The sequence below is a fragment of the Marinobacter koreensis genome (assembly GCF_023156285.1).
Taxonomy (GTDB): Bacteria; Pseudomonadota; Gammaproteobacteria; order Pseudomonadales; family Oleiphilaceae; genus Marinobacter; species Marinobacter koreensis.
In genome coordinates, this window is sequence record NZ_JAKZAJ010000003.1 from 147,435 (window position 1) to 169,187 (window position 21,753).

Here is a 21,753-nt window from a genome sequence, read left to right on the forward strand (position 1 = left end):
CCTCCGGGACAACCCCCTATTGCCAGCTCAGGTCAGAGCAGTCAGGATCCTGTTAACGGAGGTTTTTTCGACCTCCGGAACGACGCGTCAGTTACAAGGTAGAACGAACGTTCGGCGCGTGTACACTATTTATTTCATCTATATGACGGCATTCTTATACTTTGATGAAATAAAAATGACGCGGTCTCTGGATAAGTACCGCGAAAACGGAAACTTACCCAATCGGCTTTTTCAATCAGGAGTTCCCATTGTCCAGACGTGTCTTTTTTGTAACCTGCCCCAAGGGTGTTGAATACCTTTTGGCGGATGAAATCCAGGCGTTCGGCCTGGAGCTGGTTCGACACTCGCCCGCCGGGGTCTGGGCCGAGGGTGACCTTGCAGCGGGCTATCGCACCTGTTTGTGGTCCAGGCTGGCCAACCGGGTCATCCTTCATGTTGCGGAAGTGGACGCGGCCAACGAGAACGCCTTGTACGAGGGCGTGCTCGGGGTCGACTGGTCATCGCATATTCCGGGCCGGGGCAGCTTCCGGGTGACCTTCCTGGGACAGAACCAGGCAATCCGGAACACCCAGTTTGGCGCCCAACGGGTAAAGGACGGCATTGTCGACAGTTTCCGGGCGGCCGGCGCCCAGCGCCCGTCGGTTGCCCCGAAAAGCCCGGATGTTGCCGTATCGGCCCGTCTCCATCGGAATCGGCTGTCACTGGGTATCGACCTGAGTGGTCACAGTCTGCATATGCGGGGTTACCGGACGGAAAAGGGTATTGCGCCGTTGAAGGAAAACCTGGCGGCGGCCCTTCTTTATCGGGCGGGCTGGCCCGAAATCGCCGCGGCCGGTGGTGATTTTGTTGACCCGATGTGTGGTTCAGGCACGCTGCTGATCGAAGCGGCCATGATGGCTCTGGATATCGCGCCGGGCCGCCGACAGGATGGTTTCGGATTCGAGAAATGGCTGGGTCACCAGCCGGAAATCTGGCTGGAGCTGAAGCAGGAGGCCGAGCGCCGGGCCCACGAGGGCAAGCGGGCCCGTGTTCCGACGTTTGCGGGATTTGATCAGGATTCCCGGGTTATTGCGACGGCCTGGAAAAACATAGCCCGCGCCGGACTGGAGGGTATCGTGCATGTTGAAGTCCGTCCGGTCGAATCGTTTACCCGTGGGGAAAAGTGGTCACAGCGCGGGTTGGTCCTGACCAATCCCCCGTATGGTGAACGCCTCAGTGAGCGGCGGGAACTGTCCACATTGTACGAAGCGCTGGGGGAAACGGTGAAAAGTGCCGTGCCGGGCTGGCGGATGGCGGTATTCACCGGCGCCCCGGAATTTGGCAAATCGATCGGGCTAAGGAGTTTCAAGCAGTACAAGCTGTTTAATGGAAAGTTGCCTGCGCAGTTGCTTCTGTTCGAGGTGGACGAAGCCAACGCCATGACTCCCCGGGATCCGGACAGATCGGGAGAGATCCGTCCGCGAATCGCAAACGAGGAGCGGGCGTCGATGCTTCGTAATCGCCTGAAGAAAAACCTGAAGACCCTCGGGCAGTGGGCAAGGAAGCAGGGCATTGGTTGCTATCGTGTTTACGATGCAGACATGCCCGAATACGCCCTCGCCATCGATCTTTATGAAGGGCGAGTACATGTACAGGAATACGCTGCGCCCAAAACGGTCGATGAGCGGGCGGCTCGTGAACGCCTTGCGGAAGCGCTGGCGGTTATTCCGGAAGTCCTCGGCATTGATCCTGCGGATCTCATCTGCAAGCAACGTCAGCGCCAGGCAGGAACCCAGCAATACGAGAAGCAGTCCGCAACCGGCGAATTCATGACCGTCCACGAGTATGGCTGCGCGCTCCGGGTAAATCTGAAAGATTATCTGGATACCGGGCTGTTTCTGGATCACCGACCGGTCCGATACTGGATCCAGACCCATGCAAAAGGGCAGCGATTCCTGAACCTGTTCTGCTATACAGGTGCTGCTTCAGTTCATGCTGCGGTAGGTGGCGCCAGCCGTTCCCTGAGCCTGGATATGTCAAAGACCTACGTGAACTGGGCGCGAGAGAATCTGGCGCTCAACGGGGCAGATTCGGGAAAGCATCGGGTCGAGCAGGCCGACTGCCTCGCCTGGCTGGCGGAGAAGCCCTCGCCGGATCAGAGGTATGACCTGATATTTATGGATCCTCCGACCTTTTCGAATTCTGCGCGGATGCAGGGCGTTCTCGATATCCAGAAGGATCACGCCACCCTGATCAGGCAGGCGATGCGCCGCCTGACGTCGGATGGCTTGCTGATTTTTTCGAACAATTTCCGCCGGTTCAGGCTGGATGAGACGCTCCAGTCGGAGTTTTCTGTGGAGGAAGTCTCGAAAAGCACGATCGATCGGGATTTTCAGCGCAACCCGAAGATCCATCGGTGCTGGCATATCCGACACCTTTCCTGATCACCGCTCAGGTCGGGCGGATCAGAACTCGTATCGGAGACCGCCCGAGAACTGGAAGCTGTTCACCTTGGTGTCGGTGTCCTCGAAGAGCTTGCCGCCCTCGAATACCAGATAGGTGTCGTCCATCACCTCAAAGTCCATGCCGGCAATCCAGCTGACGGCAAAGCTGCTGGCTGGAAATTCTTTCTCGAAGTCCTGGTAGAGTGCATTCCGCTTGTCATCCGGATTCCGCAAGTCCGCTGTCCCCTGGATGTAGGAAAAACCGAACTGACCATAGATGTTGGCGTAGTTGGTGATCGGGTAATGCAGACCCATGTACCAGCTTGCGTAATAGTCGATGGCCAGGGACAGGTCGCTACCTGGGACCTGGGCATCCTGATAGCCGGCACCGGCACGCAGCTCGGCATGGAAGAGATCGGAAATGTGGCCGCCGACCACCAGCGTTCCTGCCTGCCCCCAGGCCTTTTCCGTCGCCAGGCCAATTGAACGGTGCTGTATCGTTGTAGCCAGCAGGCCGATGTAATGTTTATCGGCTCTGGGCTTTTCGGTGACCTCCTTGTCCTGCGCATGGGCGACCGAGCTCGCCAGCAGAGCCATCACGCAGACGGGCACCATTACGGCGCCGAGGACAGTGTTCACGACCTGTTTCATGGATTTCCGGTTTCCTGAAAGGTGAGCGTTTGGGCCGATTCTGCCTTCTGTAACGTACTGTTACGTCGACCCGCGTCACACTTCCCCGCCTTTCGCAGGGGGAGGGCGTCAGTGATCGAGAAGCCCTTCCTCTTTCGCCAGCAACAGCAGGGCATAAACACCGTTTTCCGGCAGTTGCGGTTCCAGGCCTTCCTCGATCATCAGCTGATGACGTCGATCTTCGAGGTCTTCCCGGTCGATATCGGTGATGAGGTCGCTGATTGGCGCAATTTCAAAGGGGGGATCTTGCTGCACAGCTCCGAAGATCAGGTCAACCAGCACCTCATCCGGATCCAGTCCATCCACGTAAACGGTCTGGTCGGGCAAATCCTGGTGAAGTTCCCGGGCCAGTTCAATCACGGGCACACCCTGTTCTTCAAGGTACCTGAGGTCGACGTCTCCAAGGTCTCCATCGTCCGGTAACCAGGCATCCTCCGGTGCAATCACCACGGTCTTCATACGACCGTCTTCCAGGGACCAGGCCATGGCAACGGGGAACAGCGCGTCGTCGGTCTGACAGTATTCGATGTCGAGGAATCGGGGTAAAGCCAAGGTCGCACTCCGCTTGAGCTGAGAGGTGAGTATAGGGAATGTCACTATGGCCTGTAGGAGCCATTATCGCTTCATGCCATACTGTGCGGGCCATTATCAATCAATCAGGGACATCATGGAACACGCTGAATTCAACAAAGATTTGATGGAGTTTCTGAATCAGTCGCCGACGCCGTGGCACGCGGTGTCAACAATGAAACGCCGTCTGGATGCCGCCGGATTCGAACAGCTGGACGAGCGGGATGAGTGGTCACTGGCGCGTAACAAAGGTTACTACGTCATTCGCAACGGCTCCTCGATGGTGGCCTTCCGTACCGGCACTGAGGACGTTTCCGTGAACGGCATACGGATGGTCGGCGCGCATACGGACAGCCCCTGCCTGAAGGTAAAGCCCAATCCGGAGCTTCGCCGCAAAGGGTTCTTCCAGTTGGGTGTGGAAGTGTATGGCGGCGTGTTGCTCAATCCCTGGTTTGATCGTGATCTTTCCCTGGCAGGACGCGTGACTTTGCTGGATGAGGCAGGGGAGGTGCGGGATGCCCTGGTCGACTTCCGGAAGCCGGTCGCCTTCATTCCGAGCCTGGCCATTCACCTGGACCGGGAAGCCAACAGCAATCGCACTGTCAATGCCCAGACCGACCTGCCACCGGTGCTCATGCAGGTTCCCGAGACTGACACAACCCGGTTCGACGATCTCTTGATCCAGCAGGTCGCGTCCGAAACCGGGCTGAAGGCGCGAAAGATTCTGGGCTACGAGCTGAGTTTCTACGATGCCCAGAAAGCTGCGTTCGTCGGGCTCAGGGAGGAATTCCTGGCATCGGCGCGCATGGACAATCTGCTCAGTTGCTATATCGGTCTGCAGTCACTGATTCACACGTCCGGAGACGAATCCGCCTTGCTGGTATGCAATGACCACGAAGAAGTCGGGAGCATGTCTGCAGAGGGAGCGCAGGGGCCTTTCCTGACAGCGGTACTGGATCGTTGGTGTGGCGCCGGCAAAGCCCGGGCCATTGCCCATTCAATGATGATTTCTGCGGACAACTCCCACGGCGTTCATCCGAATTACAGTGACCGGCATGATGAAAATCACGGTCCGGTTCTGAACCAGGGCCCGGTGATCAAGGTCAATCACAATCAGCGCTATGCGACCAACAGCCGTTCGGCCGCCCTGTATCGCCACATAAGCGATGAGTTGGGCCTGCCTCACCAGACCTTCGTGGTGCGTAGCGATATGGCCTGTGGTAGCACGATTGGGCCCCTGACGGCGGGAAATCTGGGAGTGACCACCCTGGATATCGGGGTACCTCAGTTTGGTATGCATTCCATCCGTGAGCTCATCGGTGCGGAGGACGGCTATACTCTGTTTCGGGTGTTGTCGGAATTCATGCAGCGGAAAACGATTTTCTGAGGCGCAACAAAAAAGGCCGCTGATCAGTCATCAGCGGCCTTTCGAAATAAGTGGCTCCCCGAGCTGGGCTCGAACCAGCGACAAACGGATTAACAGTCCGTTGCTCTACCAACTGAGCTATCGGGGAACAGCAGTAAAGTGGCGCGCATATTAAGCGCTTTGATTTGTGTCGTCAACCCCCTGAATTGAAAGGTTAAACATTGTACGAAAGCAGACACCTGCAGTACCGGCCACCGGTCTGGCTACGTAATGGCCACATCCAGTCGGTCTGGCCGTCCCTGTTCCGGTCAGTGGCGATGCGTACGCCTGAAGAGGAAGTATTGCCGACTCCGGATGAGGACGAACTGCACCTCGACTGGTATCGCCAGGGCAGTGACCGGCTGGCCGTTATTTCCCATGGACTGGAAGGTCATAGCCGTCGCCCTTACGTGCTGGGTCTGGCACGAGCGCTTCTGGCGGAAGGGTGGGACGTCCTGGCGTGGAACTATCGTTCCTGCGGCGGCACCATGAACCTCAAGCCAAGGTTTTATCACAGCGGCGCTACGGAAGACCTGGCCCATGTGGTTCGCCATGCGCTCGGCGGTGATTACCAGTCGCTTTTCCTGTCCGGTTTCAGCATGGGCGGAAACCTTACGTTGCTTTATCTGGGCCAGCAGGGCGAACATGTGGACAGCCGGATCCGCGGAGCCGTGACCTATTCGGTTCCCTGTGACCTGGCGGGCAGCGCGGAGGTGCTTGCGTTGCCCAGTCGTCGTATCTACATGCAGCGGTTTCTCAAGGACCTGCACGAAAAAATGCAGGAGAAGTCCCGGCGCTTCCCGGACCGGATCGATGTATCCGGTTTTGAATCGATCCGCACCTTCCGGGAGTTCGATGACCGATACACGGCCCCGCTGCACGGGTTCCGTGATGCGAAAGACTATTGGGCCCAGTGTTCCGCGCTTCCCCGACTGAAAGACATCCGGGTGCCGGCATTGATGGTTAATGCCGCAGACGATCCGTTCCTGTCCAGCGCCTGTTATCCGGAGTCTAAAAAAGTCCTGGGTGCCTATGTTCGGCTGGAGGCCCCGAAATGGGGCGGACATGTCGGATTTGTCGAGCACGCCAGAGATGGCTTTTACTGGTCTGAACGGCGCGCCCTCGGGTTCCTCAGCGCCATGTCATGAATCGGCGGAGGTGGTGCTAACCGTCTCCAGCATCGGTTTGAGTACGGGCCAGACGTTATCCAGCAGTTTGGGCTGGGCGTCGTCGGATGGGTGGATGCCGTCCTGCTGCATCATCCCGTCCTGATCGTATATCCCGTCCATGAAGAAGGGAACCAGGGCAGTGTTGTAGCTGTCGGAGAGAGTCGGAAACAGGTCGGCGAACATCCGGGTGTATTGGGGGCCGTAGTTGGGAGGGATCTGCATGCCCACCAGCAGTACCCGGGCGCCGGCATCCTGCGCGTCCCTGATCATGGCGGTGAGGTTGGACTTGATCACATCCGGCGGGAAGCCCCGCAGGCCATCGTTACCTCCAAGCTCAATGACCACGATATCCGGATGATGCTTGCTGATGAGATCCGGCAGGCGGCGGGCGCCTCCATCGGTCGTTTCCCCGCTGATGCTGGCATTGACGACGGACCACTGAGCCAGGCCGGTATCGTCCAGCCTTTTTCGCAGCAGTTGCACCCACGCCGTTTCGGTCGATACGCCGTAGCCCGCACTGATGCTGTCGCCCATGATCAGGATCGTATTGGCTGTTGCGAACGCCGGGAGGGCGAGCGCCGTTAAAAGCAGCAACAGGATTGATCTGGCGTAGTTGGATAGCGTATGCATATACAATTCAGTGACCTGTGCTGATGGAATAAACCAGGAACCCCGGGAGGGCCCGTGAACCAGATGACCAATCCGAATGCCGACCATCATACTCCCATGCTGAGAGTGACAGGCTTGAGCCATCGGGTCCCCCTTGAAACCGATACGCTGACGATCTTGCAGGGGGTCAACCTGGAAATCAATCGTGGCGAATCGGTGGCCATTGTAGGTCGCTCCGGATCGGGCAAGACCACGTTGCTTGGTCTGCTGGCAGGGCTGGACACCCCCAGTGAGGGCTCCGTGGAACTCGATGGTGCAATGATCAGCCAGCTCAGCGAGGACAAACGGGCCGAACTCCGGGCCAGTCGGGTCGGATTTGTGTTTCAGTCGTTCCAGCTCCTGCCGGCCCTGTCCGCGCTGGAGAACGTCATGTTACCGCTTGAGCTGGCGGGCATGGATAATCCCGACAGGCGGGCCCGTGAATTGTTGGAACGGGTCGGACTGGGCGAGCGCCTGAACCACACTCCCCGCCAGCTTTCAGGGGGCGAACAGCAGCGTGTTGCCATTGCGAGGGCCTTTGCCTGCGAGCCGGTCGTCCTTTTTGCCGACGAACCCACGGGAAACCTGGACAACCGCACCGGTCAGGCCGTGTCGGATCTGTTGATGGCGCTTAACCGGGAGCAGGGTACTACGCTGGTGATGGTGACTCACGATGAGCATCTCGCGGCCAGATGTGCCCGGCAGCTTCACATCGAAGCGGGCCAGTTGTCGGAACCGACCGCGGAAGAGAGTGTGTCCTGATGGCTGCATCGCAGAAGCTTCATTCGGTGGGTCGAGACTGGCGCGAGCGGGATGTACGGGTGGTGTTGGCAGCACTGATGATTGCTGTCGCCACAGTCGCCACGATTGCATTGTTTGCCAGTCAGCTCCAGAGAACGCTGGTCACCTCCGCCAGCACTTTCCTCGCCGCTGACCGGCAACTGGATGTCGAAAACGGCCGTCCCATTCCGCACAGTTGGCTGGAGGAAGCTCACAGCCGGGGATTGCGGACGGGACAGATGGTGGAATTCTCCACCATGGTGTTCGGTGGCGATCGGTTCCAGCTGGTGTCGGTCAAGGCAGTCAGTGACGAATATCCGCTCCGCGGTGATCTGGAGATCCAGACCCGGGAGGGTGGCCCCCGTGAAACCGTTCGGTCCGGACCACCGCCGGGGGAGGTGTGGATCAATCCCCGGCTTCTTCGTCTGCTTGGCTTGACGTTGGGCGATACACTGGAAGTGGGTAACGAAACACTGAGGGTCTCTGCCCTTTTGCTTCGGGAGCCGGACGGTGGTTTCAGTATGTCCGCCCTGGCTCCCCGGGTGATGATGCACAAGAACGATGTGGCCGCCACCGGTGTCATCCAGACCGGCAGCCGTGTCGAGTATGTGTATCTGTTTGCCGGTGATACAGCTGCGCTGGAGTCATTCGGCGCCTGGTTGAAGCCACAGCTTGAACCCAGTCATGAATGGCGCAGTGTTCGCGACGGGGAAACACTGTCACGATCGCTCCAGAGGGCGGAGCGTTTCCTGTTGCTCGGTGGCAGTCTCGCGGTGTTGCTGGCTGCCGTCGCGGTGGCAGTGGCCAGTCGGCAATACGCCATGTCCCAGAGGGACACCGTGGCTCTGCTGAAAACGCTCGGCCTCAGCGGTCCCGGCATTGCCCGTCTTTACCTGAGACGCCTGGCCATTTGGGGGATAGTGGGAATTGTAGGCGGTCTGGCGATTGCCATACCGTTGTTCTGGATTCTGGCAAGCATGCTGGGCAACCTGCTGGATCGTCCCGTTGAGCTTTATTTTGATCCGAACGCAGTGTTTCCCGCGCTGGCAACAGCGGTTGTCTCCTTGTTTGCCTTTGCCTACCCGCCGATCCGTCGACTGCGCCATGTACCGGCCATGAGAGTGCTGAGAAGCCAGCCTACCGGGGAGCACAAAGAGCTCTGGCGGGATGGGGTGCTCGCGCTCGTGGCGATTTTCGGACTGGTCTGGCTCTATGCCCGGGAACTGGATCTGGTCGTCGCGTTGTTGGGGAGCGTGGTTCTGCTGTTGCTGGTACTCGGACTGGTCGGCGGTGTACTTATTGCCGGTCTTCGCCAGATACGTGGTGGGGGCAATGCCTGGCGGCTTGCGCTGGTGGGGCTGTACCGTCACCGCGGTGCGAGCCTGTCCCAGATGGCCGTTTTTGGTATGACCATCATGCTCGCCGCCACATTGCTGTTGGTCCGGACTTCGCTGCTGGACGACTGGAAAGCCCAATTGCCGGAGAAGGCCCCCAACCATTTCCTGATCAACATTGCTCCAGACGCGAAGGACGATGTCGCCGCCTTCTGGCGCGAACGTGGCCACCCGCTTGAACACCTTTACCCGATGGTGCGGGGACGCCTGACAGAGCTGAACGGGACACCCGTGAAAGAGGCGATCGGGAACGATAAGAACATTGGTGCCCTGAACCGGGAGCTGAACCTGACCTGGATGGACTCGTTACCCGACGACAACAAGATTGTGAAAGGTGAGTGGTTCACACCCGGAACGGTTTCGGGCGTGTCGGTGGAAGCGGAGCTGGCGGAGCGCCTCGGGCTCAAGCTTGGTGATCGTCTGACGTTCACGGTGGGATCGGAGACCGTTACCGAGCCGGTGACCAGTTTCCGGACCGTCCAGTGGGACAGCATGAAGCCGAACTTCTACATGGCATTTCCGCCGGGGGGCGGCCTGGACGGGCTGCCTGCAACCTGGATTACCAGTTTCTATCTGCCGCCGGATCAGAAGACCGATCTGAATGCTTTCACGCGACAGTTTCCGACCATCTCGGTGCTGGAGATCGATCACATCATTGCCCGGATACAGGAGATAATCCGACAGGTCACGCTGGCCATTGAGACCATTCTCGGAATGATACTCGCGGCTGCCCTGGTGGTCATGGCCGCGGTCGTCAGTGCAACCCTGCGTGACCGGCAAAGGGAAGGGGCCCTGCTGAGAACCCTTGGCGGGCGACAGTCTTTGCTGGTTCGGAGCACCATGCTGGAATTCGGCGTGCTCGGCGGATTTGCCGGGATCGTAGGCGTGCTGGCAGCGGAGGCGGCCGTCTATGCGCTCCAGTACCGGATGTTTGAAGGAAGCTTCAGTTGGCACTGGTCGGTGATTGTCCCCGTGCCTCTGGCCAGCGCGCTTCTCGTCTCATTGCTGGGGCGTTGGCAGCTCGGGCCGGTGTTGTCAGTGTCGCCCATGTTGCTTCTGAGGCGGCTGGAATAGGGGATCAACGGTATCGGGAAAGGATGTTGTCCAGTTCTCCGGTTTCCCGAAGGCGAGTCAGCTCCCGGTTAAACTGCTGCGCAAACGCGCCCCAGTCCTTGCGCAGCATGATCCGGTAACCGTAGTGGCTGATCCCTTTTTCCGAGATCCGAAACCGGTCTTTCAGCCCCCGATTCCGCAATATCCATTTGCCGACCAGTCGATCTGCCACCGCGGCATCGAAGCGCTCCCCGTGCAGCGCATAGGTGAACATGTCCTGATCCCTGGCAACATCAAACCGTTTGATCCTGCCCGCCTCGAAATGGGGTTCCAATGAGGGATACAGGTAGCCAAGGTGGGTCACGAGCGTCCGGGAATACAGATCCTCAATGCTGTTGAAACGGAAGCTGGATTCAGTCGGGATAAAAAAGACTTCCTCAATTGCGACGACCGGAGTGGTGAACTGGAACTGGTCTGGCTGATCGGTCCATTCCCGGGCGCGGGAAGTGGCATCTATGTAGCCATCCTGCAGCATCTGATCGACCCGCTTGCGGGGCACGCGTTTGGCCTGAAGTGTGTAGCCCAGGCGATCCGTGATGGCTTTCATGACATCCCACATGATGCCCGAGGGGGAGCCCTGGTCAACGATCAGGTAGGGCGGATAACCGTTCGGTGAAATATTGAACCGGACAACCTTGCTCTCGTCTGTATCGGCCAGAACAAGGGCCGGGCACAGACACAAGGCAATGAGCAGGATGAGCGATGGCACAGGGAGGCGGAGGTTGGGGTGGTCAATCATGAAAAATCTCTGATGATGCGGCTGCTGTTATGCGTACCCGGCTACCTCCCTGCCAGAATGTGCCAATTGTTACCGCCTGTGCCGATGATTTCAATCATTTCCTGTCAATGTTTGTACAAAAAACGGGCCGTTCGGCCCGTTCCTGATTACGCCCAGGCTCGCCTGAGTATTTCGCGGGCGTCCTCCAGTGTGACTTCCTTTGGATTGAACATGATGGACCCGTCGTCGAGGGCCTGCTCGGCAATATGGTCCAGCTGCGATTCCAGTACTTTTCCTGTTTCTTTCAACGTACGGGGCAACTGGCAGCGCTTGTACAGCTGGTCGCGGAGCTTCCGGATGGCCGAAATGCTGGCTTCGGCACGCCGGCTGGCCGGTGTCGCCGAATAGACTTCCGGACCTTCCAGGTAGAGCAGGAGTTCCCCGAGCGGTTCCCGGATGGATTCGAGATTGAACTCCAGGACGTAGGGCAGGTAGAGGCTCATGCACAGTCCGTGGGGCAGATGGCAGATCGCGCCTGTGGCATGTCCGAGGGAATGAACCAGACCCACCATGGAATTCGAAAAGGCAATGCCGGCCATGGTTGACGCCTGGGCGAGTTCGAGGCGGCCATTGGTGTCTTTCGGGTTATCCATGACATCCAGCAGGGACTGGCTGACCTTTTTGACCGCTGCAGTGGCGTAGGCATCGCTCAGTGGATTTTTGGCCATGCAGGTGAAGGCTTCAGTGGCGTGGGTCATGGCATCCATCGCCGTCGCCGCCGTGATGTGGGGTGGAAGCGTCAGCGTCATGCGCGGATCAATGATGGCGGCATTGGGCAGCAGGAAGGATGACGTGAACGCCAGCTTGACGCCTTTTTTCTCATCCGTGATCACGGCAACGGCGGTCACTTCCGAACCCGTACCGGCCGTGGTCGGCACCACGAAGAAAGGTTTCAGGGGGTGTTTGAGGACGCCTGCACCGCTGTATTTCGCGATGTCATCGCCACCCTCCGAGACCAGGATATTCACTGCCTTGCCGGTATCGATGGCAGAGCCGCCCCCGACCGCGATGATCGCATCGCATTTTTCCTGACGGTAAATGCCGGCAATGTCACGAACCACAGAGGTGGATGAATCGGGCGGTACATCGTCGTAGATGCTGACGATGTCCAGTCCGCTCTCTTCGCAGGCTGCAATCACCGGATCCAGCAAGCCGGCAGCGCGAACGCCTTTATCGGTGATGATCATGGGCCGCTTGGCCGCAAGTCCGGTCAGCTCGTAGGGAATGTGTTCCAGGGCCGCCTTGCCGGCAATGACTTTGACCGGGCAGAAGAACTCGTAATATTTCTGGCTCATTTATGCTCTCGCTGTCTCGACGAAGTTGGTGGCAACTTTCAGATAGATACGGGCCGCACTGATCAGCTTTTCAGGCAGATGCAGGCTGTCGGGGTATTCCTTCACGGCCCGTTTGGCAATCAGCTTGGGCAGTATGAAGGCTTCCAGGCGGTTCAGTACCCGGGTCATGCGAACCGCATAACTGAGGTCTCCGTCCACCAGCATGCGGTCGTGGGCAAACGCCTCGGCGGTTTTCTCCTGGAACGACAGAACCAGGAAAGCATGGGCGATGTGCTTGAACTGGATGGACAGATCGATCGGGCGGGGCGCAGATTCGCCGTGATAATGGAAGTGTCCGTTGCCGGTGTGCTCGACGATCAATCGCGGCCCGTCCGGCATGACCATCATCTCGAAGAGCAGTCCCTCCGGCAGTGCGCGGGCGTCATTCTGAACGGTTTCGTCCACTTCACTGACCGCCTGAAGGGCACGTCCCATAACCTGGAACATGATGTCCACATACAGGCGGCGAGTCTGGAAAACCATCGGCTGGATACGTTTGAGCAACATGGCCGTTGTCCATTGTTTGTTGTCGATATACTGATTTTTAGAGTTATTGCTCTAAAAGTCAATGCAGCCAGTGACTGATTTGTTGCGTCAGTGGGGCAAATCCTGTTTTGAATATAAAAAGGCCGGGACCCTGCGTGGGCCCCGGCCTTGTGTTGGTTCCGGTACGTAATGTCGTCTATTGCGTCATCGCTGCCAGCTTTTTCTGGGCCTCTTCACCGACCTGACCGCCAGCTTTGGCCGCCTGGCTGTAATAGGCCACGGCATCGTCACGGCGGGATTGGCGGGCGGCTATGTCGCCCAGTCGCAGGAAGGCGATGGACGTGGGGACGACGTCGTTGGCTTTGAGCAAGTTGGTTCGGGCCTTTTCCAGCTTGTTCAGGTCCAGGGCATTGAGCCCGTCCCGCAGCCGGTACTCGAACATCTCAGGGTACAGAGACACGGCCTTGTCGAAATCTGCCTCGGCTTTTTTTGGCTGGTCCTGGGCCTCGTAAATCCGGCCGCGCAGCGAGTAGAACATGGCTTCCCGGGGCAATAGTCGAATGGCTTCGTTGACCTTGGCCAACGCCTTGTCGAACTGCTTGTCCCTGGCAAGCTCCAGCGCCTTGTCGTGAGCATCATAGGCCGGCTGCAGTTCTTTCAGCTTTGCGATTTTTCGCTGGTAGACATCCTGGCCACGGTACCCGCCCGCACCGAGCTTGTTGACCATCTGCTGATTCTCACGGACCCGCTTGGTGGACGGGGGGTGTGTCGCGAAAAGTCCCTGGATAAAGTTGGAATCCCGGCCTTCGCTGAGCTTCACGAACGTTTCCTGAAGTTCCACGGCGGCCTGGGGATCGTAACCGGCACGCTTCATATAGGTGATGCCATAGTGGTCCGACTCGAGCTCGTCTCCCTGACTGTATTGTGCCAGCGCGAGTTGGGCGCCAAGTGCCGCACCGCCCATGACCAGGCCGGCCCATTCATTGTCGGATAGTGCAATGCCAAGGCCGGCGACGCCCAGGCTGATCAGCTGGGCCTGCTGCATCCGCTGAACGCTGTGACGTGCGGCCGCGTGGACAATCTCATGTCCCAACACCGCGGCAAGCTGGGCTTCGTCGTCCAGTTCCGTGAGGAGGCCGCGGTTCACGGCAATCTTGCCGCCCGGCAGCGCCCAGGCATTGGGGACACTGTTGTTCAGGACCACGAAATCATAGGGCAGGTCGGGGCGGTCGCTGACCCGGGCCAGCTTTTCGCCCACGTCCCGGACATAGAGGGTCAGCTCGGGATCCACATAGAACCGCCCGCCCTGGGTCTGTTGGGTAGGAATGTACTGTTCAGCGCCCATCGCCAGTTCCTGGCTTTCGGGGATCAATGAAAGCTGCTTCTCGCCGGTCACCGGATTGACGGTACAGCCGACCACGCCGACTGCGAGCAGTGTCAGCAGGACAAAAGGTTTGATCGAAATGCGACGCACGTTGAACTCCTGTGAAAACGTCCATGATGATTCGGGAAGCCCGCGAAGCATCATTGCATGGGGGAAACCCGATGAAAACGCCCGATTTCTGGAGGGCAACCAGCTCATCACGTATTATAGTGACAGAAGCGCGCTTCTTATCGAATCCTGACCAGGCCTTTCATGGGTAACTTGCTGGAATTACTTGCACTGCTGTGGTTTTTTGCCTGCTGGATGGGGTACACCCTGTATTCCAGGCGACGGGCGGCCGATCGGTCCTGCCTTTCCAATACCCTTGATCTGTACCGCGAGGACTGGATGCGGGTGATGCTGCGACGCACCAACCGGATTGCCGATGCCTCCGTGGTGGGCAATCTGGAACGCAACGGCGCTTTCTTCGCGTCCAGTTGCCTGCTGATCCTTGCCGGCATCATTACTGCACTGGGCTACACTTCCCAGGCGATGGAGGTGTTTGCGACGCTGCCTTTCAGTACTGTGCCCAGCCGGGAAATCTGGGAGCTGAGGCTGGTGACACTGCTGGTGGTTTTCGTCTACGCCTTCTTCAAGTTCACCTGGTCGATGCGGATGTACAATTTCGTATCCGTGATGATCGGCAGCGCACCACTGGCGGATGACAGCAAAACCAGCCCGGCAGCCCGGGAGGCCTTTGCCCGAAGCGCCGGCAATATCTGCAACCTGGCGGGTGACGCCTTTAACCTGGGGCTGCGCTCCTACTATTACGCTCTTGCCGTAGTGGCCTGGTTCTTCAGTCCCATTGCTTTCATCGTTGCCTCCACGGTCGTGGTGATCGTCCTTTACCGGCGGGAGTTCTGTTCTGATGCCCTGGGCGCACTCAGATCCGGCAAGGTGTTCGAAGAGCCCCTGCCGGGCAAGGCGGACCCGACCTCCAAACCCAACTGATTCACAGGCTTTGTGTGAATGGATAACCAGACACGAATCAACCGGGTAACCCGGTTTATCAATACGCTCAACCAGGCCCGCGAACTCGGGATCTCGGTGACCGAGGCGGACGAGGGTACGCTGACCCTGTGCCTGCCCTATGACGACCGCATCATTGGCAACCCGGATACCGGCGTCATTCATGGCGGCGCCATCACCACGCTGATGGATACCACCTCCGGCTGCGTGATCCTGTGTGCGCTTGACGATTTCGAGCTGTGTCCGACCCTGGACCTGCGGGTGGATTACATGCGTCCAGCGCATCCCCATCAGCCGGTCTACGCCAGGGCTGAAACCTATCGCATCACCAGGAACATCATCTTTACCCGATGCGAGGCCTATCAGGAAGGCGGTGAGACCATTGCCAACTGCGTGGCAACGTTCATGCGTATCGGTAAGGACGCTTCGCCCAAGCAATTTCGTGACCTGATTACCGGAGGTGAAGAATGACCGAGCCGGAAATCCTTCGCTACACCCGTGAAACCGGTGATTTCTCCCGGTTGCTCGCCAGTATTCCCTACGCCGGTTTCATCGGTCTGACCTGCGACCGTTTTGGGGATGATCTGATTTTCCGCCTTCCCCGGAAAGAGACGAATCTGGGTAACCCCATCCTTCCCGCGATTCATGGTGGAGTCATCGGCGGCTTCATGGAAATGTCCGCCAATATCTACCTGATGATGACCCAGGATTCGTTGCGCATGCCCCGAATCGTGGATTTCTCACTGGACTATCTGCGTGCCGGCCTGAACCGGGAAACCTATGCCGAGTGCCGCCTGACCCGTCAGGGCAATCGTGTCGCCAACGTGATGGTGTCGGCTTGGCAGAAATCCCGGTCCGAACCCATCGCCACCGCCCGGGCTCATTTCCTCCTCGAAGACTGACTTCCCTCTATTATCGGGGACTTGAAATACCCCTGGCTGTCCCCATTTTCCCTGTCAGACATAATTCGACAGTTGGGCAGCACGGGCCGGAGGGCATTTCCAAAACCGTGCGAAGCCATGGATGGCGTAGCCGAGCGTACAGGGAGGTATTCACAGCGTGTTTTGGAAATGCCCTCCGGCCCGTGCTGCTTCCCCGAAAGAGAGACAGCAGGAGAACCAAAAGCCATGACGGTTGAGACGCAGAAAGAGACGTTGGGTTTTCAGACCGAAGTTAAGCAACTGCTTAACCTGATGATCCACTCCCTGTATTCGAACAAAGAGATCTTCCTTCGTGAGCTGATTTCCAACGCCTCGGACGCCGAGGACAAGCTCCGGTTTGCCGCGTTGAAAGACGACAAACTGTACGAGGGCGATTCCGAGCTGCAAATCCGCCTGGATTACGACAAGGACGCCGGCAACGTCACCCTCACCGATAACGGCATCGGGATGACCCGCGATGATGTGATCTCCAATCTGGGTACCATCGCCAAGTCCGGCACGGCCGAATTCCTCAAGCAACTGTCTGGAGACGAGAAGAAGGACAGCAAGCTGATCGGCCAGTTCGGCGTTGGTTTCTACTCTGCGTTTATCGTCGCTGACCGCGTGGAAGTGTTCACCCGCCGTGCCGGCGCGCCGGTGGAAGAGGGCGTGCACTGGGAATCCGCCGGTGATGGCGAGTTCACCATCGAACAGACCAACCGTGAACAGCGGGGCACCCAGATTGTTCTGCACCTGAAATCCGACGCCAAGGAATTTGCCGATGGCTGGCGCCTGCGCAGCCTGGTGAAGAAGTACTCCGATCACATTTCGTTCCCGGTAATCATGAAGTCCGAGTCCGAGGAAGAGGACAAGAAAGGCGAGGATGAGACCGTCAACGATGCAACGGCGCTCTGGACCCTGCCGCGTACCGAGATCAAGGACGAGGAGTACAAGGAGTTCTACAAGCACATTGCCCATGATTTCGAGGACCCGCTGACCTGGTCCCACAACAAGGTCGAGGGCAAGCTGGACTACACCAGTCTTCTGTACATCCCCAAGCGGGCACCGTTCGATCTGTATAACCGTGAAGCGCCGCGCGGCCTCAAGCTGTACGTTCAGCGCGTGTTCATCATGGACGACGCCGAGCAGTTCCTGCCATTGTATCTGCGTTTCGCCAAGGGCGTGATCGACTCCAACGACCTGTCCCTGAACGTATCCCGGGAAATCCTGCAGAACGACAGCACTGTGGAAAGCATCCGCACGGCCATGACCAAACGGGTTCTGGACATGCTGTCCAAGCTGGCCAAGAAGAATCCCGAGGACTACCAGGCGTTCTGGAACGAGTTCGGAACCGTGCTGAAGGAAGGCCCGGCGGAAGACTTCAGCAACCGTGAGAAGATCGCCGGCCTCCTGCGCTTCGCATCCACTCACACCGGCGAGCCGACCCAGAACGTGTCGCTGGACGAATACATCGAGCGGATGAAGGATGGCCAGAAGAAGATCTTCTACATCACTGCCGATAATTTCACCGCCGCCAAGAGCAGCCCCCACCTGGAAGTGTTCCGGAAGAAGGGCATTGAGGTACTGATCCTGTCCGATCGCATTGACGAGTGGATGATGGGCTACCTCAGCGAGTACGACGGCAAGCAGTTCCAGGACGTCGCCCGTGGCGATCTGGACCTGGGTGAAGTGGAAACCGAAGAGGACAAGAAGCACAAGGAAGAAGCGGCCGAGGAGCACAAGGGCCTGCTCGAGCGTATCCAGAAGGCATTGGAAGATCGGGTTCAGGAAGTCCGGGTGACCAACCGCCTGACCGACTCGCCGGCGTGTCTGGTTGTCGGTGAGTTCGACATGGGCGCACAGATGAAGAAGATCATGGAAGCCGCCGGTCAGAAAGTGCCCGACAGCAAGCCGATCTTTGAACTCAACGTGGATCACCCGCTGGTCCAGCGCCTGGAAAGCGAACAGAACGAAGAGCGCTTCGGCGAGTTGTCTGCGGTGCTGTTCGATCAGGCGACGCTGGCCAGTGGCGAGCAGATCAAGGACCCGGGTGCCTATGTAAGCCGTCTCAACAGGCTGCTGCTGGAACTGGCGAACTGAGGCCATGCAGCAGATCATCGTTGATCTGAGCATCAGCCCTGATGAGTGGATCAAGCTCTATCAGGGCGTTGCCAGCGATGTTCACACCACGGCCCGGGACGGACGCTCTGTCCGTTTCCCGGCCCGTATTCTTTCCCGCTTTTACCTGCAGGACGGCATCCGGGGTTCGTTCCGGATCCTGTTCGATGACCAGGGCAAGTTCCAGTCGGTGGAACGACTGTCATAGGGGTTTTCCGGCTTCAAAGCCCACCGCAAACGCACTACAATGCCGGCCCGTTTATTCTTTAATCACCCGGAGCCGACATGAGAGTCATCCTTGCCCCGATGGAAGGGCTGGTCGATGCCCCCATCCGTGAAACCCTGACTCGGGTTGGCGGCATAGACCGCTGTGTGACGGAATTCATCCGGGTGACCCACGGAACCCTGCCGCCCCGTGTCTTCTTCAAATACGCCCCCGAGCTGGAGCGCGATTGTGCAACCCGGGTGGGGACACCGGTTGCCGTCCAGTTGCTTGGCTCCGATCCCGGCCAGATGGGCCTGCACGGGCTCAAGGCGGTCGAGCTGGGCGCCAAACAGGTGGACATCAATTTCGGGTGTCCCGCGAAAACGGTCAACAAACACAAGGGCGGCTGTGTGCTGATGCGCGAACCCGAGCTTATGTACGCCATCACGGCTGCGGTTCGCGAGGCGGTGCCGGAGGGGATCCCGGTGACTGCGAAAATGCGCCTGGGGTACGACGACCGGTCCATGGGCGTGGCCTGTGGCCAGGCACTGGAAGCCGCCGGCGCGGAAGAAATCGTGATCCATGCCCGCAGCAAAGTGGACGGTTACAAGCCGCCGGCCTACTGGGAGGAGATCGCGAAGGTGCGCGAAGCCGTCAACAGTCACGTCATTGCCAACGGGGAAATCTGGACGGTGGCGGATTACTGGCGCTGTCGGGAAGTGTCCGGTTGTGATGACGTGATGATCGGCCGGGGGCTGATCGCGCGGCCGGATCTTGCCGCACAGATCAAGGCCTCGCAGACGGGGGAGTCGGTACCGGATATGACCTGGCCCGAGGCGGTTGCACTCGTTCGCGAATACGCAGCTGCGCTCCAGACACGGCTGGAGGACCGGTACGTCACCGGTCGGATCAAACAGTGGATGAATTTCCTGCGCCTGGGCTTTGCCGAAGCCGAACTGCTGTGGCCGGAGGCCCGGAAAATCCGCGATGTGGCGCCCATGCTTGCGTGTCTGGACCAGGACATACCGGAAGCCCGGTTGAAAATCCGCGCAGCCTGACTCGCGGATTCTCCCGCCTTTATCCGAAAGCCCCGTCCAGGAGCTTTTTTTTTGTGCCTGCACGGTTTTTTCACGACTAGACTGGGACAAGGAAACGCTGTGGTCGTATGACAAGAGGACAAACACCAAAAACAGCAGGGAGGGATCATCCCATGGGTCAAGGTAGGTTAAAAAGCGCTTCAGCCGGATTGTTGTTGGCGGCAGGTCTGTTTCTGACCACGGCTGCTCAGGCGGCCGACGGCGTCGTCAAGGTCACGCCACTGGGCAGTCACGATGGTGAATTTTGCGTGCTCGACCGGGCCATGGTGTTTGAGGATCCGGACGGCACCCGGATTCTTTATGACGCCGGTCGCACGGTCGCGGGGCCGGACGATCCCCGCCTGGGCGATATTGACGTGGTTCTGCTTTCCCACGTGCATGGTGACCACCTCGGCGACAAGCGGATCGAGAAGGTCAATCAGGGCGGTTGTGGCTCCCCCGAATTTCCGGTGGCCACCACACCTCAGTCGAATACGGTCGAGATCGCCCTGAAAAAGCAGGCTGTTCTGGTCACCGGCAGTGAGATGCCGGCGTTTCTGGGTGCCAAGCTCAAGGCGGCCGGTGGTGATCCTTCGATGTCCCAGCTGGTTCGGTTTGGCGCCAGCAAAACGGTTGGGGGCGTTACCATCACCACGGTACCGGCGGTGCACAGCAATGGGGTCTCTCCAGCCTTCCTGACGGGCGCGTTGTCTGACCATCTGTCAGAGGCTGGTGTCTCCGTATACGTCGGGCCTCCAACGGGCTACGTGCTGACCTTCTCCAACGGTCTGGTTACCTATCTGTCCGGCGATACCGGCATTACGGCGGAGCAGAAGCTGGTGGTGCATGACCATTACGCGGCAAAGCTGGTGGTGATGAACATCGGTGATACCTACACCACCGGGCCCACCGAAGCGGCCTACGTCATCAACGACCTCATTAAACCGGCCTCGGTGATCCCGTCACACGCGAACGAACCGGCGACCGAAGGCGGAAAGGTGAAGTCGGGAACCCGGACGGCGACGTTCCGCGACGCGGTCCAGGTTCCGGTCCATATTCCGTTGAGCGGGCGCACGCTGGCGTTCAACGGAATGGGAGAGTGTGTCGCGGGGTGTGATTGAGCGGGACCCTCAGTCACGGTTCTCCATGTCCGCTGTGTAGTCGCCGGAACGGGCCAGGCCATTGAGCCTGGCCCGCTTCTTCAGCGCTGCCTGAGCCTTGGGGGCGTTTTCCGGATGTCCGGCCCAGGCATGCTGGGCCGGTTCCTGGAGGGCGCGGCCGTAGGAGAAGCTCAATTCCCATGGCTCAGCGCCCATATTGTTGATGGCATTGAGATTCAGGGTGGCTTCCTCGGGACTCTGGCCCCCGGACAGGAAGAAAATTCCCGGTACGGCGGCCGGCACACAGCGGCGGAATGTGGTGAGCGTGAACTCTGCCACCTGTTCCGGAGTTGCCTTCCCGGACGCCTTGCCGGGGGTGACCATGCTGGGTTTCAGCACCATGGTCTCCAGTTGCACCCCATGCCGGGCAAGCGCCCGGAAGACTTCTCCCAGAACTGCTTCGCTGACCTCCGCTGCCCGCTCAATAGTATGATCTCCGTCGATCAGGACTTCCGGTTCGACAATGGGTACCACCCCCAGAGACTGGCAGATGGCCGCGTAGCGGGCCAGAACCTCGGCATTGGACACAATCGCCTGCCGGGAGGGCTGGGTATCGGAAATATGAAACACGTCCCGCCATTTGGCGAACCGGGCACCCAGCTTCTTGTACTCCGCCAGACGGTTCTCCAGCCCATCCAGGCCAAAGGTAATTTCGTCGCCCGGCGCATTCACCAGCGGTCCTTTCCCCTTGTCGACCTTGATTCCCGGGACAATTCCCTGAGCCTCGAGCAGATGAGGCATGGCAACGTCTTCCAGGCTGAGCTGGGACAGGGTCTCTTCATAGAGGATGACACCACTGATGCTCTCGCCCAGGCCGGGTGTCGAGAAGATAATGCTGCGGTATTCGCGACGCTTCGCTTCGGTGGATTCCACGCCGACCGCCTTGAAGCGCTTGGCGATGGTGGGGGTACTTTCATCGGCGGCCAGAATACCTTTCCCGGGCTGCACCAGATCGGCAATGGTTGCTGTGAGTTCTTCCTGAGTCGTCATGGGGCGCTCCTTTTCGACCGGCGGCACCGGTAGCCTGTTGGATGATTCCGGTAATTGTAGTCGCTCTGCGAAAGATCGAAATTTGACCTAGGCTAAGATGTG

The 21,753-nt window shown here is 58.9% G+C and carries 20 protein-coding genes and 1 tRNA gene; 12 read left to right on the top strand and 9 right to left on the bottom strand.

The window, feature by feature from the left end; genetic code table 11:
* Positions 1 to 248: 248 nt before the first annotated feature.
* On the top strand, positions 249 to 2,423 hold the full coding sequence (rlmKL, locus tag MLD04_RS08940) for a bifunctional 23S rRNA (guanine(2069)-N(7))-methyltransferase RlmK/23S rRNA (guanine(2445)-N(2))-methyltransferase RlmL (RefSeq protein WP_248157186.1): 2,175 nt from the start codon (positions 249 to 251) through the stop codon (positions 2,421 to 2,423).
* Positions 2,424 to 2,444: 21 nt separating this feature from the next.
* Here rlmKL and MLD04_RS08945 read toward each other — a convergent pair whose 3' ends face one another.
* Positions 2,445 to 3,074: an outer membrane beta-barrel protein gene (locus MLD04_RS08945; protein WP_248157188.1), complete on the bottom strand. Its 630-nt coding sequence runs from the start codon at positions 3,072 to 3,074 to the stop codon at positions 2,445 to 2,447.
* 108 nt (positions 3,075 to 3,182) lie between these two features.
* Positions 3,183 to 3,665 (bottom strand): hypothetical protein, encoded by a 483-nt coding sequence (locus MLD04_RS08950; RefSeq protein WP_248157190.1) that lies wholly within the window; start codon positions 3,663 to 3,665, stop codon positions 3,183 to 3,185.
* 115 nt (positions 3,666 to 3,780) lie between these two features.
* Between MLD04_RS08950 and MLD04_RS08955 the strand changes: the two genes are divergently transcribed.
* The gene (locus MLD04_RS08955; protein WP_248157192.1) at positions 3,781 to 5,070 is read left to right on the top strand and encodes a M18 family aminopeptidase; all 1,290 of its coding nucleotides are present in this window, start codon (positions 3,781 to 3,783) and stop codon (positions 5,068 to 5,070) included.
* Positions 5,071 to 5,121: 51 nt separating this feature from the next.
* Here MLD04_RS08955 and MLD04_RS08960 read toward each other — a convergent pair.
* Positions 5,122 to 5,197 (bottom strand) — tRNA-Asn (locus MLD04_RS08960).
* Positions 5,198 to 5,270: 73 nt separating this feature from the next.
* Between MLD04_RS08960 and MLD04_RS08965 the strand changes: the two genes are divergently transcribed.
* A complete protein-coding gene (locus tag MLD04_RS08965; RefSeq protein ID WP_248157199.1) occupies positions 5,271 to 6,236 on the top strand; it encodes a YheT family hydrolase in 966 nt (321 codons plus the stop codon).
* Here MLD04_RS08965 and MLD04_RS08970 read toward each other — a convergent pair.
* Positions 6,231 to 6,887: an arylesterase gene (locus tag MLD04_RS08970; RefSeq protein ID WP_248157201.1), complete on the bottom strand. Its 657-nt coding sequence runs from the start codon at positions 6,885 to 6,887 to the stop codon at positions 6,231 to 6,233. The genes MLD04_RS08965 and MLD04_RS08970 overlap by 6 nt on opposite strands.
* Positions 6,888 to 6,950: 63 nt before the next feature.
* On the opposite strand from MLD04_RS08970, the gene MLD04_RS08975 reads away from it, so the two are divergent.
* Together MLD04_RS08975 and MLD04_RS08980 are read left to right on the top strand one after the other, a co-directional pair.
* Positions 6,951 to 7,667: an ABC transporter ATP-binding protein gene (locus MLD04_RS08975; protein WP_248158257.1), complete on the top strand. Its 717-nt coding sequence runs from the start codon at positions 6,951 to 6,953 to the stop codon at positions 7,665 to 7,667.
* A complete protein-coding gene (locus tag MLD04_RS08980) occupies positions 7,667 to 10,153 on the top strand; it encodes an ABC transporter permease (protein WP_248157203.1) in 2,487 nt (828 codons plus the stop codon). Before MLD04_RS08975 ends, MLD04_RS08980 begins: the two co-directional genes overlap by 1 nt.
* Positions 10,154 to 10,157: 4 nt before the next feature.
* Here the strand turns inward: MLD04_RS08980 and MLD04_RS08985 are convergent, their stop codons facing one another.
* The 4 genes from MLD04_RS08985 to MLD04_RS09000 all read right to left on the bottom strand — a co-directional run bounded on the left by MLD04_RS08985 (position 10,158) and on the right by MLD04_RS09000 (position 14,264).
* Complete coding sequence (locus MLD04_RS08985) at positions 10,158 to 10,931, bottom strand: substrate-binding periplasmic protein (RefSeq protein WP_248157205.1); 774 nt, start codon at positions 10,929 to 10,931, stop codon at positions 10,158 to 10,160.
* 146 nt (positions 10,932 to 11,077) lie between these two features.
* A complete protein-coding gene (locus tag MLD04_RS08990; protein ID WP_248157207.1) occupies positions 11,078 to 12,265 on the bottom strand; it encodes an iron-containing alcohol dehydrogenase in 1,188 nt (395 codons plus the stop codon).
* Positions 12,266 to 12,811: a hypothetical protein gene (locus tag MLD04_RS08995; RefSeq protein ID WP_248157215.1), complete on the bottom strand. Its 546-nt coding sequence runs from the start codon at positions 12,809 to 12,811 to the stop codon at positions 12,266 to 12,268.
* 175 nt (positions 12,812 to 12,986) lie between these two features.
* Positions 12,987 to 14,264, bottom strand: coding sequence for a M48 family metalloprotease (locus MLD04_RS09000; RefSeq protein WP_248157223.1), 1,278 nt, complete (start codon positions 14,262 to 14,264; stop codon positions 12,987 to 12,989).
* Between the two features lie 162 nt (positions 14,265 to 14,426).
* Between MLD04_RS09000 and MLD04_RS09005 the strand changes: the two genes are divergently transcribed.
* The 7 genes from MLD04_RS09005 (at position 14,427) to MLD04_RS09035 (ending at position 20,622) form a co-directional block, all read left to right on the top strand.
* Positions 14,427 to 15,164, top strand: coding sequence for a DUF599 domain-containing protein (locus tag MLD04_RS09005; protein ID WP_248157224.1), 738 nt, complete (start codon positions 14,427 to 14,429; stop codon positions 15,162 to 15,164).
* 18 nt (positions 15,165 to 15,182) lie between these two features.
* Positions 15,183 to 15,653: a PaaI family thioesterase gene (locus tag MLD04_RS09010; RefSeq protein WP_248157226.1), complete on the top strand. Its 471-nt coding sequence runs from the start codon at positions 15,183 to 15,185 to the stop codon at positions 15,651 to 15,653.
* Positions 15,650 to 16,084 carry a PaaI family thioesterase gene (locus MLD04_RS09015; protein ID WP_008938075.1) on the top strand — a complete coding sequence of 145 codons (435 nt, stop codon included), beginning with the start codon at positions 15,650 to 15,652 and terminating at the stop codon, positions 16,082 to 16,084. Before MLD04_RS09010 ends, MLD04_RS09015 begins: the two co-directional genes overlap by 4 nt.
* A gap of 225 nt (positions 16,085 to 16,309) precedes the next feature.
* Positions 16,310 to 18,202 carry a molecular chaperone HtpG gene (gene htpG / locus MLD04_RS09020; RefSeq protein ID WP_248157233.1) on the top strand — a complete coding sequence of 631 codons (1,893 nt, stop codon included), beginning with the start codon at positions 16,310 to 16,312 and terminating at the stop codon, positions 18,200 to 18,202.
* Positions 18,203 to 18,206: 4 nt separating this feature from the next.
* The gene (locus tag MLD04_RS09025; protein ID WP_248157235.1) at positions 18,207 to 18,428 is read left to right on the top strand and encodes a DUF2835 domain-containing protein; all 222 of its coding nucleotides are present in this window, start codon (positions 18,207 to 18,209) and stop codon (positions 18,426 to 18,428) included.
* A gap of 77 nt (positions 18,429 to 18,505) precedes the next feature.
* Positions 18,506 to 19,483, top strand: coding sequence for a tRNA dihydrouridine synthase (locus MLD04_RS09030; RefSeq protein WP_248157243.1), 978 nt, complete (start codon positions 18,506 to 18,508; stop codon positions 19,481 to 19,483).
* 152 nt (positions 19,484 to 19,635) lie between these two features.
* On the top strand, positions 19,636 to 20,622 hold the full coding sequence (locus MLD04_RS09035; protein WP_248157245.1) for an MBL fold metallo-hydrolase: 987 nt from the start codon (positions 19,636 to 19,638) through the stop codon (positions 20,620 to 20,622).
* A 9-nt stretch (positions 20,623 to 20,631) separates the two neighbouring features.
* Here the strand turns inward: MLD04_RS09035 and MLD04_RS09040 are convergent, their stop codons facing one another.
* On the bottom strand, positions 20,632 to 21,651 hold the full coding sequence (locus tag MLD04_RS09040; protein ID WP_248157247.1) for a class I fructose-bisphosphate aldolase: 1,020 nt from the start codon (positions 21,649 to 21,651) through the stop codon (positions 20,632 to 20,634).
* Positions 21,652 to 21,753 lie beyond the last annotated feature (102 nt).

Bases quoted from the DNA above. Each gene is read 5' to 3' on its own strand.
- MLD04_RS08945 (WP_248157188.1), bottom strand. From the start codon at position 3,074: ATGAAACAGGTCGTGAACACTGTCCTCGGCGCCGTAATGGTGCCCGTC.
- MLD04_RS08955 (WP_248157192.1), top strand. From the start codon at position 3,781: ATGGAACACGCTGAATTCAACAAAGATTTGATGGAGTTTCTGAATCAG.
- MLD04_RS08970 (WP_248157201.1), bottom strand. From the start codon at position 6,887: ATGCATACGCTATCCAACTACGCCAGATCAATCCTGTTGCTGCTTTTA.
- MLD04_RS08975 (WP_248158257.1), top strand. From the start codon at position 6,951: ATGACCAATCCGAATGCCGACCATCATACTCCCATGCTGAGAGTGACA.
- MLD04_RS08980 (WP_248157203.1), top strand. From the start codon at position 7,667: ATGGCTGCATCGCAGAAGCTTCATTCGGTGGGTCGAGACTGGCGCGAG.
- MLD04_RS08985 (WP_248157205.1), bottom strand. From the start codon at position 10,931: ATGATTGACCACCCCAACCTCCGCCTCCCTGTGCCATCGCTCATCCTG.
- MLD04_RS08990 (WP_248157207.1), bottom strand. From the start codon at position 12,265: ATGAGCCAGAAATATTACGAGTTCTTCTGCCCGGTCAAAGTCATTGCC.
- MLD04_RS08995 (WP_248157215.1), bottom strand. From the start codon at position 12,811: ATGTTGCTCAAACGTATCCAGCCGATGGTTTTCCAGACTCGCCGCCTG.
- MLD04_RS09005 (WP_248157224.1), top strand. From the start codon at position 14,427: ATGGGTAACTTGCTGGAATTACTTGCACTGCTGTGGTTTTTTGCCTGC.
- MLD04_RS09010 (WP_248157226.1), top strand. From the start codon at position 15,183: ATGGATAACCAGACACGAATCAACCGGGTAACCCGGTTTATCAATACG.
- MLD04_RS09015 (WP_008938075.1), top strand. From the start codon at position 15,650: ATGACCGAGCCGGAAATCCTTCGCTACACCCGTGAAACCGGTGATTTC.
- htpG (WP_248157233.1), top strand. From the start codon at position 16,310: ATGACGGTTGAGACGCAGAAAGAGACGTTGGGTTTTCAGACCGAAGTT.
- MLD04_RS09025 (WP_248157235.1), top strand. From the start codon at position 18,207: ATGCAGCAGATCATCGTTGATCTGAGCATCAGCCCTGATGAGTGGATC.
- MLD04_RS09030 (WP_248157243.1), top strand. From the start codon at position 18,506: ATGAGAGTCATCCTTGCCCCGATGGAAGGGCTGGTCGATGCCCCCATC.
- MLD04_RS09035 (WP_248157245.1), top strand. From the start codon at position 19,636: ATGGGTCAAGGTAGGTTAAAAAGCGCTTCAGCCGGATTGTTGTTGGCG.
- MLD04_RS09040 (WP_248157247.1), bottom strand. From the start codon at position 21,651: ATGACGACTCAGGAAGAACTCACAGCAACCATTGCCGATCTGGTGCAG.